We start from the raw sequence: 17,794 nt of genomic DNA on the forward strand, positions 1-17,794 counted from the left end.
TTTTGTTTTTGTAACTCCAGTAATTTCAATCCGGCCGTTTTACTGTTTCGCTTGGATCACTATTCGCAAAAGGTGAAAGCATGTTCAGTCTGAAGTCAAAACTCATTCTTGCGTTCTCCGCACTTCTTGCAGTCGCGGTAATCGTTGGTGCAATCGGTTTGGGTGTCGTGAGCAGCTACAGCGAAGCATTGACGAGAATACTGCGCGAGAACTATGACAGTATTGTCTACTGCGAAGGAATGAAAAGCGCGCTTGACCAATTCCGTGATGAGGTACAGGATGCAGCTCTCCTCGGGCAAACGACTGACACTTTGGCAATTGACTCCACTCGCCGCAGATTCCTATCTGAATTGGATCGTGAACGCGGCAACATCACGCTCCCCGGAGAAGCTGACTCGGTCCGGAAGCTGGACCAGCTATGGACACAGGCGCAAGCGGAAGCAGCAGCGCTGATTACCGGAACATTGAGTGATTCGGTTCGCGCCGAACTATTCCGATCGGGCTTCGCGCTGTCAGTCACTGAGATTAAGCAGACCGTGCAAAGTATCTCAGACATGAACTTGTCTAATATGATTGCCGTGGACGGACAGGCACAACACCGAGCACAGGAAGCCAAGCGAATTACTTACATACTTATTCTTGTCGGCATGCTGCTCGCACTCATTCTCATCGTTATAACGGGCCGCGCTATATTGCAGCCATTGAAGATCCTAACACTGTCCATTCGCGAAGTGCAGACGGGTAATCTGAACCTCATGCTACAGCCGCGCTTCAGAGATGAAGTAGGTTTATTGATGGAAGCGTTTAATGATATGGCTGCCGAGTTACGCATTTTGAAACAAGGCGATCAGGCCAAACTCGTTCGCAGTCAGCAAAGCGCGCAGCTTGTTTTGGACAGTCTCCCCGATGCAGTCATTGTAATGGCTCCGGATGCGACCGTTGAACTTGCGAATGCCGCAGCCAGACGAATGATCGGAGTCCGGCCCGGGGGAAGCATTTATGATACGTCACCGGAGTGGCATCGCTCTCTGCACGTTGATGCCACGAGCAATGCCCCTGACGACACGGAAGCTGAACGAGTCGTTCAGGTTTTTCTTGAAGGCAAAGAGCGGTTTTTTATGCCGCGAGTGTTGCCCATCAAGGACGTTGGGGGTTTGCCGGTCGGCATTATCATCGTCTTTCTGGATGTAACCCGCCTGCGGCGTGTGTCTGAGCTTGAGAGTGACCTTGTGTCCACGGTATCGCACGAACTCAAGACACCATTGACTTCCATTCGTATGGCGCTGCATATGCTGCTGGATGAACGTGTAGGTCTAATGAATAGTAAGCAGACGGAGCTATTGACTACTGCGCGCGATGACGCGGAACGGCTCTTCAGCATCGTGAATGATCTATTGGATGTTGCCCGTTACAAATCCGGCAAAGCGGCGCTGGAATTGAAGCCTGTGTCCGCTCATAAGCTGATTGAAAGAGCCATTGCTGCGTCCCGCACCGCATTCCAATATGCCGGTGTGGAACTCAAACTCGAACTCCCTGAACACTTGCCCGATGTTATGGCCAATGAATCACGAATCGAGCATGTATTCAATAACCTTTTGTCGAACGCTCTGAAATTTAGTGCTCCGGGCACGGCCATCACTTTGTCTGTGCAGGGAACGGACAAGTATTTGGAGATTTTGATCGCCGATCAAGGGCCGGGAATTCCCAAAGAGGAGCTACCGCGCGTGTTCGATCGGTTCTATCGCGGAAAGAATGAGGCCTCATCCCCAGGAGTTGGACTCGGCTTGGCGATAGCTCGCGAGATAGTGGAAGCTCATGGCGGAACCATTCGAGCTGTTAGCGATATTGGGAAGGGTTCGACATTCGCCTTCACATTGTGCAAGTTTCTCAATTAACATGAGTGTTGGACTCGAATGATTGATTTTCTGTATGTACTGGGTACCGTGACTTTCTTTGCCTTAATGGGCAAATTCACTACACTTTGTGATTGGCGTGAACATGGCTGACATCGTACTTGGTGTTCTCGCGATTGGCTTGATGATCTATCTTCTCGTCGCGATGGTTCGACCGGAGAAATTCTGAGGCAACAATGGACATTGGCGGTTGGATTCAATTTGTCCTGTATTTGGGAATACTGGCGCTGCTGACAAAGCCGATGGGTATCTATCTTTATCGCGTGCTGAACCCTGATGCGCGCGTGGGACTTGAACCCATTTTCGGCGGAACGGAGCGATTGATATACAGGTCACTGCGCGTTGATCCCAAGCAGGAACAAGACTGGAAAGCCTATGCATTCTCAATGCTGGCTTTTAGCCTGATCAGTATGCTGCTTACATACTTGATTCTGCGATTGCAGCATGTACTGCCGCTCAATCCGCAGGGCCTGGGGCCGTTGTCGCATCACCTGGCGTTTAACACGGCGGCAAGTTTTGCGACCAACACGAATTGGCAGAGTTACGGCGGCGAAGGGACGATGTCTTACTTCTCGCAGATGGTGGGCCTAACGCTGCACAACTTCACGTCCGCCGCCGTTGGTATTGCTATTGCCGCTGCGCTGGTGCGCGGCATTGCGCGGGCGACGGCTAAGACGATAGGAAACTTCTGGGTTGATCTCACGCGCGTGACGCTGTACGTTTTGTTGCCGATTGGTGTGATCTTCGCGCTGTTCCTCGTCAGTCAGGGTATGATCCAGAACTTCAAACCCTATGAGACGATTAGCATCGTCCAGGATGCAGCCTTGGACAGCACGCTCTCACCGACGCAAACCATAGCACAAGGTCCGATGGCTTCACAGGTTGCTATCAAAATGCTCGGAACAAACGGTGGCGGTTTTGTGAATGCTAATGCCGCCCATCCGTACGAGAATCCTAATCCGCTGTCCAATTTCTTCCAGACGCTCTCAATTCTTCTCATCCCGGCGGGATTAACATACTACTTGGGCCGCATGGTGAAGTCACAGGGACACGGATGGGCGGTTTGGGTCGCTATGGCTGTGATGTTTGTCGGCGGCGCGATGGTGGTGTGGAGTGCTGAGTCAGCGGGAAATCCGCGCATCACTGCGCTGGGGGTTGAAGGAGCCGATGGTAACATGGAAGGCAAAGAGACGCGATTCGGAATCTTCAACAGCGCCCTCTTCGCAACTGTTACAACCGATGCATCTTGCGGCGCGGTGAACACTATGCACGATTCAATGACGCCCTTGGGCGGTTTGGTACCGCTTTTCAATATTCAAGTCGGTGAAGTCATTTTCGGCGGCGTCGGTGCGGGTCTCTACGGCATGCTTCTGTATGTCATCCTCGCAATCTTCATCGCCGGATTGATGGTTGGACGTACGCCGGAATACCTCGGCAAGAAGATTGGCGCAACGGAAGTTAAGCTCGCGGCCATCGGCATTCTTGTCCCGGTGATCTTGATTCTCGGCTTCACGGCCTGGGGCGTTGTTTCTCAGTGGGGAACGGCCTCACTCAACAATAGCGGTCCGCACGGGCTGAGCGAAGTGTTGTATGCCTTTTCTTCCGCCACGGGAAACAACGGCAGTGCGTTTGCCGGTCTGGGAACAAACTTCCCGTGGTACAACACGCTCATGGGCATTGCGATGCTCGTCGGTCGTTTCATGATCATCGTGCCGGTATTGGCAATTGCTGGACAGCTCGCATCTAAGAAACTCGTCGCCGAAGGTGCGGGCAGCTTCCCGGTCTCCGGGGTGACATTTACTGTTTTGCTAATCGGAACTGTGCTCATCATTGGCGCGCTGACGTTCTTGCCTGTGCTCGCATTAGGGCCGGTGCTTGAACAATTCCTGATGACTCGCTCCACGCAACTCTTTTAATCCATGAGCACCAAAGCTATAAGCATTCTTGATCGTTCCGTGCTTGGCCCGGCATTCGTGTCCTCCTTGCGCAAGCTCAATCCGAAAGAGCAATTGCGTAATCCTGTCATGTTCGTGACACTGATCGGCGCTTTCGTGACAACATTGGCGCCAGTTATCGGTTGGACACACGATGAGCCTTTCTCCTTCACCCTTCAGATCGCGGCGTGGCTATGGATTACTGTGATCTTCGCGAATCTTGCTGAGTCGCTGGCCGAAAGTCGCGGCAAAGCGCAGGCCGATGCCTTACGGAAGTCCCGCGCGCAGACCATCGCCAACAGACTCATGAGCAACGGCATCTATCAGAATGTACCATCTGACTCTTTGCGCAAGGACGACATTGTACGCGTTAGCGCGGGCGAGCTGATCCCATCTGACGGCGAGGTCATTGAAGGCGCTGCGATGGTCAATGAGTCCGCTATAACAGGTGAGTCCGCGCCCGTCGTGCGCGAGTCAGGCGGCGACCGCAGCTCAGTGACCGGTGGAACCGTTGTGCTTTCGGATACTATTCTGGTGCGCGTCTCCGCGAATCCCGGCGAGAGCCTGATGGACAAGATGATCGCGCTTGTCGAAGGCGCACGACGTCAGAGGACGCCTAACGAGATCGCGCTGACAATATTACTGTCCGCATTGACGCTGATCTTCTTGCTCGTAATTGTCACATTGAAGCCGTTCGGCACTTACTCGGGAGTCAACTTCTCCATTACGGTGCTCGTTGCGCTTCTGGTGTGCCTAATTCCTACAACGATCGGCGGCTTGCTAAGCGCTATTGGTATCGCCGGTATTGATCGCCTTGCGCGTAAGAACGTTTTGGCAATGAGCGGCAGATCTGTCGAAGCGGCCGGTGACGTGGACGTGCTATTGCTCGATAAGACCGGCACAATTACATTAGGAGACCGTCAGGCTACCGAGTTCATCCCTGCGCCCAGCGTGAACATCCGCGACTTGGTGGATGCGGCTCAGCTTGCCTCGCTTGCCGATGAGACCCCTGAAGGCCGCAGCATCATTGTCTTAGCAAAGGAACACGGTTTTCGCGCACGCAGCATTCATGAACTGAATGGCGCGCAGTTTGTGCCATTCACGGCGAAGTCGCGGATGAGCGGTTTAGACACCACCGATTTTGAAGTTCGCAAAGGCGCCGCCGATGCCGTGAAACACTACATCGGTGCGGAGTTTCCATCCGCTGTCAATGAGACTGTTCATCGCATCGCGAGTGCGGGGGGAACTCCGATTGTCGTTGCCAGAGACAAGCAAGTGATGGGCGTGATCTACTTGAAGGATATCGTCAAGGGAGGATTGCCTGATCGATTTGCGCGTCTGCGTGCAATGGGTATTAAGACGGTGATGATCACAGGCGACAATCCGTTGACTGCCGCCACGATTGCCAGGGAGTCAGGCGTGGATGACTATCTTGCCGAAGCAACTCCGGAAGATAAACTGGAGTTGATACGAAAGGAGCAGGCAAAAGGTCATCTCGTTGCCATGACAGGAGACGGCACGAACGACGCTCCCGCGCTGGCACAAGCAGACGTCGGTGTCGCTATGAACACCGGCACGCAGGCCGCCAAGGAAGCGGGGAACATGATTGACCTTGACTCGAATCCCACTAAGTTGATTGAAGTTGTAGAAACGGGCAAGCAGCTTCTGATTACGCGGGGGGCCTTAACGACATTCAGCATTGCCAACGACGTTGCCAAGTACTTCGCCATTATTCCGGCGATGCTGATGGGAACATTCGCCGTGATTGCACCGCTCAATGTCATGCGATTGGATAGCCCTTATAGCGCCATTATGAGCGCGGTCATCTTCAATGCTCTCATTATTGTTGCCCTGACGCCTCTTGCGTTGCGCGGTGTGCGGTTTCGTCCTGCCAGCGCCAGCGCGATTTTGCGCAGAAATCTCTTGATCTACGGGCTGGGCGGAGTCGTTGCGCCGTTCGTCGGCATCAAAGCCATTGACGTGATCATTACAACTTTGAAGCTAGTCTGACACATGAAGAATCTTGTAAGAGAATTACGACCTGCGCTTGTTGCCACTGCCGTGCTGACCGTCCTACTGTGCGTGGTATACCCGGTAGTCGTGTGGGCGATCGCGCAGACTTTATTCCCCAGTCAGGCCAATGGAAGCCTGCTGTTCAACTCGAGCGGCAAGACGATAGGCTCAGAGCTTATCGGACAGCCATTCACCGCGGTTCGCTACTTTCATCCACGCCCCTCGGCGGCGGGAAACGGGTATGATGGAGCTTCCTCCGGCGGATCAAACCTCGGGCCACTTTCGCTGAAGCTGATTGATGCCGTATCACAGCGGGTCGCTAACTACCGAGAGATTAACGGCGTTCCCGCGAGTGTGGCAGTGCCGGCGGATGCAGTAACGGCGTCGGCCAGCGGGTTGGATCCGCACATTAGTTTAGCCAACGCGAAGTTGCAAGCCAATCGCGTTGCGCAAGCCCGGGACATTGAAGTGAGTCGCGTCATTGGCCTCATAGAAGCCAACACTGATTCAAAAGCGTTAGGCATTCTGGGCGAAGAGGGTGTTAACGTCTTGATGCTGAATCTTGCGCTCGACATGGAGCATTGAGAAGTATGTCTCTCGACCGCAAAGCGTCCACTTTTCTTGATCTCATACGGCGTTCCGAGCGCGGCCGATTGAAGGTCTATCTCGGCTATGCACCCGGGGTCGGCAAGACCTACCTTATGCTTCAAGAGGGCCATCGCTTGAAGCAGGAGGGGATTGACGTTGTGATAGGGTTAGTGGAGACGCACGACCGCGTTGCCACGACGGCTCTGCTTGAAGGGTTGGAGAGCGTTCCGCGCATGCAGGTGGCCTATCGCGGGATTACGCTTGACGAAATGGACAGGGATGCGATCCTTGCCCGCAGACCGCGAATTGTGCTGGTAGATGAACTCGCGCATACGAATCCCCCTAACAGCAAGCATCCCAAGCGGTACATGGATGTGGATGAAATCCTTGCGGCGGGCATCCACGTCATCTCGACAATGAATGTACAGCATCTTGAGAGTCTTTACAATACCGTCGAAGGTCTTGTCAAAGTCAAGGTTGCGGAACGCGTTCCCGATCTTGTTCTTCGGCAGGCGGACGAGATCGTGAACGTTGATCTCTCTCCGGAAGATTTGATCAGGCGATTGGAGAGAGGACAGATCTATCCGAATGACCGGATCGCGCTTGCCTCTGAACACTTCTTCCAAGCACCGAACCTCGAACAGCTTCGGGAGTTGACACTTCGCGAAACGGCTTCGCAAATTGATTTTCGGCGTCGTGAACAGCATGTTGATGGAGCGGGCACTCCGCCTGATCAGGTCGTCGTATGCCTCAGCGCTTCCGGCCCAAACAACGCGAATTTATTGCGCTACGGATCGAGGCTTGCCGGTCGTTTGAATCGCCGCTGGTATGCCATTCACGTACAGACGCCGAAGGAGGCGCCGTTAAGAATCGACGCAGGAAAACAACGTGTCTTAGCGGATGCTCTCACACTTGCCAATCAACTTGGTGCGATGGTTTTCACACTGAAGGGCACGGACGTTGTTGAGACGATTCTGCGGTTCGCGCATGACTATCGCGTCGGACACATCGTCATCGGCCGGCCGAATCCGAGACCTTTCGTTGACCGAATATTGAGTAGACCTAGCCAAGTTGAACGATTGATCGAAAAGGGTCAAGGCTATCGGATTGTAGTCTTGGACGAGCGCATTCCCGAGTCACCAATGGACACAGATCCGCCGGACTTCAATAGGACAAGTTCTGAGAGTGGTAAGGCCTTTTCAACGAAGTTTCAGAAGTCAACGCTACTGATCTGGCAGCAATCCCTGACAAAAGACCAGGCGATCCGAGATTTACATGGAGCACTGAAGAGTACCTATCCTCGCAGTGTGACACCGACATCGCTGCAGCTCGCTTTGATTCGCGAAGCGGATATGTCAACGTTTCTGAATGAGGGGATTGCTGTTCCTCATGCCGCCGTTCCCGGACTCGACAGACTTTGTTGGGCCATAGGGATCCCGAAGCAGGGCATTAGCGACATAGAATCTGGTACACACATTCATGCAGTATTGTTTACGCTTTACCCTCCTGAAAGATCAGCTGACTATTTGAAATATCTGGCAAGAGCAGCAGATCTCTTCCGTGATCGCCGAAGTATTGAGCAATTATCTCTTGTGCAAAACCCCGATGATCTTCTCACATGGCTCAAGAATATTGAGACATGTTCTCGCTCCGGCAATTGATACAGATGTACTCATTGTCGCGCCAATAGATACTTCACGGGCAAACATGTCAATCTTGTCATATCTCGTTGACACAGAGGACAAGAGCTCCGGTTGTGCTTGAACTTGTCACGGAAGAGTGGGATTCCACGCCATGCCGTCTTCAATAGCGCGGTCTTCAGTAGGTCTTGTTGTCGGTTGGTGTCAGATATCTAAAGTGAACTTCCATGGTCTCACAAAGAAAGCCCCAAATGGGGCTTTTTTGACTCCGCGGAGTTGAGTACCTATTCCGGTGATCTGACCGCTTTTCTGATTCCTGCCGCGCCGAACCGCCATGCTTGTCAAGGTTAACGCATGGCAAGAGTGTTATGTTGATTCACGTACGTAGAGCAATAGTAGACCGCAATGGGAGCGGCCGTTTGTTCGCCGTTTTTCGACGGGCGCTTCACATTGACGAATGAAAAAAAGGACGCGGTGAATCAACCCGCGTCCTTACTTTGTATTCTGTCGCCCAGGTCCGTCAGCGGAAGCGATGACCCAATTCGATGAATGTTCGGAGGGATGCGGCGGTGGCGGATGAGTTGCGTTCCGATTGCAGGGACAAGTACGTGCCGCTGCGGAAAGTGAAGTCTGCAGAGGCGCGAATCCAATCCGCTTCAGACCGATAAGCGGTCAGGCGATAGTCGTACTGCGTCTCACCGTACTCAGCGCGCAATTCCGCATTGCGCAGCGGCGACCATGTTGCCGACAAGGATCTCATTTCACCGGTTGAGTATTGGTTGCTGAACGTGCTGAAACGCAGCGCGGCTCCGACGGTCCCGTGAAGAAGCGCATTTGTTGACAGAGCATAGGATCCGGATGGATAGAAGGAATTGGTCGTTGGATCGCTTCGATAACTTTGTTGTGCGGACAATCTGCTGCCGTGCAAGAATACAAGCTCGCCGCCAATACGCAAGCCGTGGCGAATGGCATCGTCGAACAAACTATCAGGAGTCTCGCGCGTTTCCCATTCGTGGTAGCGCGCACGGCCATCGTATCCGGCGCTGATTGAGATCAATTGCACCGGGGAGTATCTTACGTTTGCCAGCATGTTTGCGAGTGACAGCGGTGAACCCTCGGCCGCGCGGCGCCAGCCACGATTAATATTGAAATCGGAACTTTCGTAGAGCGAAAACGCGCTGCCCAGACCGAGTGTGCACTGCTGGTAGATAAACTCCCTGCTGATGTTCCCGTTGACGTATTCACCTGCTGCCGCCACGGTGACCTGGCTCCGGTATTCGGACGATTTGTTCCCGCGGTGGGTTATGAGAAGGCCCGCCTTGGTTGCGCTGAAGTCATTCAGAGCCAAGTCCGCTTCCGCTTGAGCTCCTCCGAATGCGCCGACGGCAAGTCCTTTCCCAATTCCCGATTCGCCATAGGCGCCGTCGAGGTACCCAATACCCGCCACTGAACCGGCCTGAATACGGCCGATGCTTGCGCGCCACTGTTGCCGCGGAGATTCGAGCGACAGGCCGGCCTCGTATAGGCGATGCTGCCACTCGTTTCCCTCGGAGTTTGCACGCCTTCGGCCTCGATACTTCAGAGTGAACTGAGAATCGTTTGTGATGACTCTTGAGATTGTGGATCGCAGTGCAGCACCCGGAGTGATCTCGGTGCTGGTCTTGTCCTGGTAGATGTCGGTCTGGATGCTGGCGCGGCCGGTGAATCGCCTGCGCGAGTTTCGTGGGCGCGTCGTCCGATCGGCGGTCGTCTCGGTCTTCCTGATTTCATCGGACAGAGGTGCGGCAGGTGCGCCCACCTGTGCCTGGCTATCAAGCAACAGGACTACTGTGTCGCCCGGTCGCGCGATGATGCTATCGCCCGAAATTGTGGCGACGCATGTGGATTCGGCGACGGCTGCAACGGTGAGTTCGCCGAGCAGTGTAGACTCGTGGTAGAGCAGGCCACTTGCGCCTGCGGCAACGCCGTGAACATACCCTGCATTGAGATACAGCGTTCGCCAAGCAACGTATGTCACTTCAGCCGAAATCTCCGCGGCAAAGAGAATTGGCTGAGGCCGACATGTGGCCAGGATTACCAGCAGGATGCAGATTGAGCGGAAATGTCGTGACATGCTACTTCGGCATTCCCGGCTGGCGCGGCGGATTCGGTGCGCTACGGCCGTTGGGATGGCATCCGTAACACGCGCTGCTCTGCCAAATGTAGCCGTTTACGTCATTGTGTTCACTGTCAGCTTCGGATTGACGATGCTCATGGCAGTGCGTGCAGCTGAAAGCCATGAAGTCACCGCTTCTGTGACACTCCCAGCAACTGTTCCATTCATTTCGATGCGCACCGGTGTTTATCGGGAATAACGGGGCATGATTGAAAGTTGATGACCAGTCTGAGGGTGTATGGCAGTCTTCGCAAGACGTTGGGTATTGATCCGCCTGGTGATCCGGGTCGGCGGAGCCATTATAGTCAGCAAGATGGCAATCGAAGCAGATTGTGGTTAGCCCGTCATACACTCCGCCGGAGTGGCACTGCTGACAGGTGGCCGTGACATGCTGTCCCGTCAGCGGGAACTGCGTGCTGCTATGGTTAAACGTCGAGTTCCAATTTGAAGTAGAGTGACAAGTCTGGCAGGTCGTCGGGAACTGCGCGGCCTCGTGATCGGGATCATCCGTGCCGTTGTAATCGGCCAAGTGACAACTGACGCAAGTGGTCGGTAAGCCGTCGTATTGACCGGACGAGTGGCACTGCTGACAGGTCGCCGTGACATGCTGTCCCGTCAGCGGGAACTGCGTGCTGCTATGGTTAAACGTCGCATCCCAGTTGCTGGTCGTATGGCACGTCTGGCACTGGTTCGAGAAGCCTGCCGCCTCGTGGTCCGGATCATCCGTGCCGTTGTAATCGGCCAAGTGGCAACTGACGCAAGTGGTCGGTAAGCCGTCGTATTGACCGGACGAGTGGCACTGCTGACAGGTCGCCGTGACATGCTGTCCCGTCAGCGGGAACTGCGTGCTGTTGTGGTTAAACGTCGAGTTCCAGTTGCTGGTCGTATGGCAGGTTTGGCAGGTCGTCGGGAACTGCGCCGCCTCGTGGTCCGGATCATCCGTGCCGTTGTAATCGGCCAAGTGGCAACTGACGCAAGTGGTCGGTAAGCCGTCGTATTGACCGGACGAGTGGCACTGCTGACAGGTGGCCGTGACATGCTGTCCCGTCAGCGGGAACTGCGTGCTGTTGTGGTTAAACGTCGCATCCCAGTTGCTGGTCGTATGGCAGGTTTGGCAGGTCGTCGGGAACTGCGCCGCCTCGTGGTCCGGATCAGCCGTGCCGTTGTAATCTGCCAAGTGACAACTGACGCAAGTGGTCGGTAAGCCGTCGTATTGACCGGACGAGGGCACTGCTGACAGGTGGCCGTGACATGCTGTCCCGTCAGGGGAACTGCGTGCTGCTGTGGTTAAACGTCGAGTTCCATTTGAAGTGTGGCAAGTCTGGCCGGGAACTGGCCTCGTGGTCCGGATCAGCCGTGCCGTTGTAATCGGCCAAGTGGCAACTGACGCAAGTGGTCGGTAAGCCGTCGTATTGACCGGACGAGTGGCACTGCTGACAGGTGGCCGTGACATGCTGTCCCGTCAGCGGGAACTGCGTGCTGTTGTGGTTAAACGTCGCGTTCCAGTTGCTGGTCGTAGGTGACAAGTCTGGCACTGGTCGTCGGGAACTGCGCCGCCTCGTGGTCCGGATCATCCGTGCCGTTGTAATCGGCCAAGTGACAACTGACGCAAGTGGTCGGTAAGCCGTCGTATTGACCGGACGAGTGGCACTGCTGACAGGTCGCCGTGACATGCTGTCCCGTCAGCGGGAACTGCGTGCTGTTGTGGTTAAACGTCGCATCCCAGTTGCTGGTCGTATGGCAGGTTTGGCAGGTCGTCGGGAACTGCGCCGCCTCGTGGTCCGGATCAGCCGTGCCGTTGTAATCGGCCAAGTGGCAACTGACGCAAGTGGTCGGTAAGCCGTCGTATTGACCGGACGAGTGGCACTGCTGACAGGTGGCCGTGACATGCTGTCCCGTCAGCGGGAACTGCGTGCTGTTGTGGTTAAACGTCGAGTTCCAATTTGAAGTAGAGTGACAAGTCTGGCAGGTCGTCGGGAACTGCGCCGCCTCGTGGTCCGGATCATCCGTGCCGTTGTAATCGGCCAAGTGGCAACTGACGCAAGTGGTCGGTAAGCCGTCGTATTGACCGGACGAGTGGCACTGCTGACAGGTCGCCGTGACATGCTGTCCCGTCAGCGGGAACTGCGTGCTGTTGTGGTTAAACGTCGCATCCCAGTTGCTGGTCGTATGGCACGTCTGGCACTGGTTCGAGAAGCCTGCCGCCTCGTGGTCCGGATCAGCCGTGCCGTTGTAATCGGCCAAGTGGCAACTGACGCAAGTGGTCGGTAAGCCGTCGTATTGACCGGACGAGTGGCACTGCTGACAGGTGGCCGTGACATGCTGTCCCGTCAGCGGGAACTGCGTGCTGTTGTGGTTAAACGTCGAGTTCCAATTTGAAGTAGAGTGACAAGTCTGGCAGGTCGTCGGGAACTGCGCCGCCTCGTGGTCCGGATCATCCGTGCCGTTGTAATCGGCCAAGTGGCAACTGACGCAAGTGGTCGGTAAGCCGTCGTATTGACCGGACGAGTGGCACTGCTGACAGGTGGCCGTGACATGCTGTCCCGTCAGCGGGAACTGCGTGCTGTTGTGGTTAAACGTCGCATCCCAGTTGCTGGTCGTATGGCACGTCTGGCACTGGTTCGAGAAGCCTGCCGCCTCGTGGTCCGGATCATCCGTGCCGTTGTAATCGGCCAAGTGGCAACTGACGCAAGTGGTCGGTAAGCCGTCGTATTGACCGGACGAGTGGCACTGCTGACAGGTGGCCGTGACATGCTGTCCCGTCAGCGGGAACTGCGTGCTGTTGTGGTTAAACGTCGCATCCCAGTTGCTGGTCGTATGGCACGTCTGGCACTGGTTCGGGAAGCCTGGCCGCCTCGTGGTCCGGATCATCCGTGCCGTTGTAATCGGCCAAGTGGCAACTGACGCAAGTGGTCGGTAAGCCGTCGTATTGACCGGACGAGTGGCACTGCTGACAGGTGGCCGTGACATGCTGTCCCGTCAGCGGGAACTGCGTGCTGTTGTGGTTAAACGTCGCATCCCAGTTGCTGGTCGTATGGCACGTCTGGCAGGTCGTCGGGAACTGCGCCGCCTCGTGATCGGGATCATCCGTGCCGTTGTAATCGGCCAAGTGGCAACTGACGCAAGTGGTCGGTAAGCCGTCGTATTGACCGGACGAGTGGCACTGCTGACAGGTCGCCGTGACATGCTGTCCCGTCAGCGGGAACTGCGTGCTGTTGTGGTTAAACGTCGAGTCCAATTTGAAGTAGAGTGACAAGTCTGGCAGGTCGTCGGGAACTGCGCCGCCTCGTGGTCGGGATCATCCGTGCCAGTGTAATCGGCTAAGTGACAACTGACGCAAGTGGTCGGTAAGCCGTCGTATTGACCGGACGAGTGGCACTGCTGACATGTGGCCGTGACATGCTGTCCGGTCAGCGGGAACTGCGTGCTGCTATGGTTAAACGTCGCATCCCAGTTGCTGGTCGTATGGCACGTCTGGCACTGGTTCGGGAAGCCTGCCGCCTCGTGATCGGGATCATCCGTGCCGTTGTAATCGGCCAAGTGACAACTGACGCAAGTGGTGGGTAAGCCGTCGTATTGACCGGACGAGTGGCACTGTTGACAGGTCGCCGTGACATGCTGTCCCGTCAGCGGGAACTGCGTGCTGTTGTGGTTAAACGTCGAGTTCCAATTTGAAGTAGAGTGACAAGTCTGGCAGGTCGTCGGGAACTGCGCCGCCTCGTGGTCGGGACTCGTTGTGCCGTTGTAATCGGCCAAGTGGCAATCAATACACTGGCTCGGTGTGCCCTCGAAGACGCCGCCGACGTGGCACTGTTGACACGACGCCTGAACGTGCTGCCCGGTCAACGGGAACGCGGTAGCGTTGTGGTCGAAGGCCTGATCCCAGGCTTCGGTCGTGTGACAGTCGAGACACTGCGTGCCGATGCCGGTAGCCTCGTGGTCGGGACTCGTGGTGCCATTGTAGTCGGCCAAGTGGCAATCAACGCACTGGCTCGGTGTGCCCTCGAAGACGCCGCCGACATGGCACTGCTGACACGACGCCTGAACGTGCTGCCCGGTCAACGGGAAGCTCGTGCTGTTGTGGTCAAAGGCCTGATCCCACGACTCGGTCGTGTGACAATCAAGGCACTGCGTGCCGATGCCGGTGGCCTCGTGATCGGGGCTCGTGGTGCCGTTGTAGTCAGTCAAGTGGCAATCAATACACTGGCTCGGTGTGCCTTCGAAGACGCCGCCGACGTGGCACTGCTGGCACGACGCCTGAACGTGCTGCCCGGTCAGCGGGAACGCCGTAGCGTTGTGGTCGAAGGCCTGATCCCAGGCTTCGGTCGTGTGACAGTCGAGACACTGCGAGCCGATGCCGGTGGCCTCGTGATCGGGGCTCGTGGTGCCGTTGTAGTCAGCCAAGTGGCAATCAATACACTGGCTCGGCGTGCCCTCGAAGATACCGCCGACGTGGCACTGCTGACAGGTCGCTTGAACGTGCTGCCCGGTCAACGGGAAGCTCGTGCTGTTGTGGTCGAAGGCCTGATCCCACGACTCGGTCGTGTGACAATCAAGGCACTGCGTGCCGATGCCGGTAGCCTCGTGGTCGGGACTCGTTGTTCCGTCATAGTCAGCCAAGTGGCAATCAAAACACTGGCTCGGCGTGCCCTCGAAGATACCACCGACGTGGCACTGCTGACAGGTCGCTTGAACGTGCTGCCCGGTCAACGGGAAGCTCGTGCTGTTGTGGTCAAAGGCCTGATCCCACGACTCGGTCGTGTGACAATCAAGGCACTGCGTGCCGATGCCGGTAGCCTCGTGGTCGGGACTCGTTGTGCCGTTGTAATCGGCCAAGTGGCAATCCATGCACTGGCTCGGCGTGCCTTCGAAGATACCACCGACGTGGCACTGTTGACACGACGCCTGAACGTGCTGCCCGGTCAACGGGAACGCGGTAGCGTTGTGGTCGAAGGCCTGATCCCAGGCTTCGGTCGTGTGACAGTCAAGGCACTGCGTGCCGATGCCGGTAGCCTCGTGATCGGGACTCGTTGTGCCGTTGTAGTCGGCCAAGTGGCAATCAACGCACTGGCTCGGCGTGCCCTCGAAGATGCCGCCGACGTGGCACTGTTGACACGACGCCTGAACGTGCTGCCCGGTCAACGGGAACGCGGTAGCGTTGTGGTCGAAGGCCTGATCCCAGGCTTCGGTCGTGTGACAGTCAAGGCACTGCGTGCCGATGCCGGTAGCCTCGTGATCCGGGCTCGTTGTGCCGTTATAGTCAGCCAAGTGACAATCAACGCACTGGCCTGGTGTGCCCTCGAAGACGCCGCCGACGTGGCACTGCTGGCAGGTCGCTTGAACGTGCTGCCCGGTAAGCGGGAACGCGGTAGCGTTGTGGTCGAAGGCCTGATCCCAGGCTTCGGTCGTGTGACAATCGAGACACTGCGTGCCGATGCCGGTGGCCTCGTGATCGGGGCTCGTGGTGCCGTTGTAGTCAGTCAAGTGGCAATCAATACACTGGCTCGGTGTGCCCTCGAAGACGCCGCCGACGTGGCACTGTTGACACGACGCCTGAACGTGCTGCCCGGTCAACGGGAACGCGGTAGCGTTGTGGTCGAAGGCCTGATCCCAGGCTTCGGTCGTGTGACAGTCGAGACACTGCGTGCCGATGCCGGTAGCCTCGTGGTCGGGACTCGTTGTGCCGTTGTAGTCAGCCAAGTGGCAATCAACGCACTGGCTCGGCGTGCCCTCGAAGACGCCGCCGACATGGCACTGCTGACACGACGCCTGAACGTGCTGCCCGGTCAACGGGAAGCTCGTGCTGTTATGGTCGAAGGCCTGATCCCAGGCTTCGGTCGTGTGACAATCAAGACACTGCGTGCCGATGCCGGTGGCTTCGTGGTCGGGGCTCGTGGTGCCGTTGTAGTCAGTCAAGTGGCAATCAATACACTGGCTCGGTGTGCCCTCGAAGACGCCGCCGACGTGGCACTGCTGGCACGACGCCTGAACGTGCTGCCCGGTAAGCGGGAACGCGGTAGCGTTGTGGTCGAAGGCCTGATCCCAGGCTTCGGTCGTGTGACAGTCGAGACACTGCGTGCCGATGCCGGTGGCCTCGTGATCGGGGCTCGTGGTGCCGTTGTAGTCAGTCAAGTGGCAATCAATACACTGGCTCGGCGTGCCCTCGAAGATACCGCCGACGTGGCACTGCTGACAGGTCGCTTGAACGTGCTGCCCGGTCAACGGGAAGCTCGTGCTGTTGTGGTCGAAGGCCTGATCCCACGACTCGGTCGTGTGACAATCAAGGCACTGCGTGCCGATGCCGGTGGCCTCGTGGTCGGGACTCGTGGTGCCGTTGTAGTCGGCCAAGTGGCAATCAACGCACTGGCTCGGCGTACCTTCGAAGATACCACCGACGTGGCACTGTTGACACGACGCTTGAACGTGCTGCCCGGTCAACGGGAACGCGGTAGCGTTGTGGTCGAAGGCCTGATCCCAGGCTTCGGTCGCGTGACAGTCAAGGCACTGCGTGCCAATGCCGGTGGCCTCGTGATCGGGGCTCGTTGTGCCATCATAATCGGCCAAGTGACAATCAACGCACTGGCTTGGTGTGCCCTCGAAGACGCCGCCGACGTGGCACTGCTGACACGACGCCTGAACGTGCTGGCCAGTAAGCGGGAAGCTCGTGCTACTATGGTCGAAGGCCTGATCCCAGGCTTCGGTCGTGTGACAATCAAGACACTGCGTGCCGATGCCGGTGGCCTCGTGGTCGGGGCTCGTTGTTCCGTTGTAGTCGGCCAAGTGGCAATCAACGCATTGGCTTGGCGTGCCCCTGAGAATTCCGCTGACATGACATTCTTTGCAACCAACCTGTAAATGCGCACCCGTCAGTTCATACGGTGTGTCCAAATTGTGCTCGAAGGTCGCATCCCAACTCTGCGCAGTATGACACGATTGGCAATCATGCGGAAGTTGAATCTCTGCATGGTCCGGGGTGTCCGTAATCTCATAGTCGGCCGCGTGACACGACCAGCACGACTCATTGAGTCCATCAAACAGACCTCCACCGTGGCATTCCGTGCAACTCGTTTCTACATGACGACCCGTCAGCGGAAAGTCCGAAACCTGATGATTGAAGTCGGACGCCCAGTTGGACGTTGTGTGACACTGCGAACAGCCATGCGGGAAGTCAAGCGATACATGATTAGGCGCCATGGTCGCGGCAAAGTCGTCGCGATGACAATCTACGCACACCGCCGACGCGATCGCAAAGGAGTTTTCGCCATGACACTCCGCACATCGGCGGTTCGCATGTCCACCGGTGAGCGGGAAGGAGGTCGAGTGCACGAACTCGTTCGACCGCCAATCCGTGATCCGGGTGTCGTGACAGCTCTCGCAGGAAGCAGAAAACCCAGCCATGGTGTGGCTGGGATCGGTAGTTTCTCATAGTCGTCCAAATGGCACGCCACACAAGCCGTCTCAAGTCCGGCCATCTGGCCGTTTGCATGACACGACTGACAATCAAGCCGGGCGTGTTGTCCGACCAGCGGGAATCGCGTCTCGGCGTGCTTG

General features: G+C 56.6%; 12 protein-coding genes. 6 read left to right on the plus strand and 6 right to left on the minus strand.

Annotated elements, in window-relative coordinates; all coding sequences use genetic code 11:
- The first annotated feature begins 80 nt into the window (after positions 1-80).
- From IPH10_08755 to IPH10_08780, 6 genes are all read left to right on the plus strand, one after another.
- Positions 81-1,895 (plus strand): HAMP domain-containing protein, encoded by a 1,815-nt coding sequence (locus IPH10_08755; protein MBK6910997.1) that lies wholly within the window; start codon positions 81-83, stop codon positions 1,893-1,895.
- Positions 1,896-1,998: 103 nt separating this feature from the next.
- Positions 1,999-2,082 (plus strand): K(+)-transporting ATPase subunit F, encoded by an 84-nt coding sequence (kdpF, locus tag IPH10_08760; protein MBK6910998.1) that lies wholly within the window; start codon positions 1,999-2,001, stop codon positions 2,080-2,082.
- 7 nt (positions 2,083-2,089) lie between these two features.
- Positions 2,090-3,829, plus strand: coding sequence for a potassium-transporting ATPase subunit KdpA (gene kdpA, locus IPH10_08765; protein ID MBK6910999.1), 1,740 nt, complete (start codon positions 2,090-2,092; stop codon positions 3,827-3,829).
- Between the two features lie 3 nt (positions 3,830-3,832).
- Positions 3,833-5,857 (plus strand): potassium-transporting ATPase subunit KdpB, encoded by a 2,025-nt coding sequence (kdpB, locus tag IPH10_08770; protein MBK6911000.1) that lies wholly within the window; start codon positions 3,833-3,835, stop codon positions 5,855-5,857.
- 3 nt (positions 5,858-5,860) lie between these two features.
- Complete coding sequence (kdpC, locus tag IPH10_08775) at positions 5,861-6,445, plus strand: K(+)-transporting ATPase subunit C (protein MBK6911001.1); 585 nt, start codon at positions 5,861-5,863, stop codon at positions 6,443-6,445.
- Between the two features lie 5 nt (positions 6,446-6,450).
- Positions 6,451-8,109 (plus strand): PTS sugar transporter subunit IIA, encoded by a 1,659-nt coding sequence (locus IPH10_08780; GenBank protein MBK6911002.1) that lies wholly within the window; start codon positions 6,451-6,453, stop codon positions 8,107-8,109.
- Between the two features lie 499 nt (positions 8,110-8,608).
- On the opposite strand, the gene IPH10_08785 is transcribed toward IPH10_08780, so the two are convergent.
- Genes IPH10_08785 through IPH10_08810 form a run of 6 tightly spaced genes read right to left on the minus strand, consistent with a single transcriptional unit; the run spans position 8,609 to position 17,641 of the window.
- On the minus strand, positions 8,609-10,201 hold the full coding sequence (locus tag IPH10_08785) for a hypothetical protein (GenBank protein ID MBK6911003.1): 1,593 nt from the start codon (positions 10,199-10,201) through the stop codon (positions 8,609-8,611).
- A gap of 1 nt (position 10,202) precedes the next feature.
- Positions 10,203-11,474, minus strand: a complete 1,272-nt coding sequence (locus IPH10_08790; protein MBK6911004.1) for a hypothetical protein — start codon at positions 11,472-11,474, stop codon at positions 10,203-10,205.
- Positions 11,475-11,505: 31 nt separating this feature from the next.
- Positions 11,506-11,769: a hypothetical protein gene (locus IPH10_08795; protein MBK6911005.1), complete on the minus strand. Its 264-nt coding sequence runs from the start codon at positions 11,767-11,769 to the stop codon at positions 11,506-11,508.
- On the minus strand, positions 11,732-13,114 hold the full coding sequence (locus IPH10_08800; GenBank protein ID MBK6911006.1) for a hypothetical protein: 1,383 nt from the start codon (positions 13,112-13,114) through the stop codon (positions 11,732-11,734). The genes IPH10_08795 and IPH10_08800 overlap by 38 nt, the downstream gene beginning before the upstream one ends.
- Positions 13,032-13,499 carry a hypothetical protein gene (locus IPH10_08805; protein ID MBK6911007.1) on the minus strand — a complete coding sequence of 156 codons (468 nt, stop codon included), beginning with the start codon at positions 13,497-13,499 and terminating at the stop codon, positions 13,032-13,034. The genes IPH10_08800 and IPH10_08805 overlap by 83 nt, the downstream gene beginning before the upstream one ends.
- On the minus strand, positions 13,439-17,641 hold the full coding sequence (locus IPH10_08810; GenBank protein ID MBK6911008.1) for a hypothetical protein: 4,203 nt from the start codon (positions 17,639-17,641) through the stop codon (positions 13,439-13,441). The genes IPH10_08805 and IPH10_08810 overlap by 61 nt, the downstream gene beginning before the upstream one ends.
- Between the last annotated feature and the right edge of the window lie 153 nt (positions 17,642-17,794).

The organism is bacterium (assembly GCA_016702305.1).
GTDB lineage: Bacteria > Electryoneota > RPQS01 > RPQS01 > RPQS01 > JABWCQ01.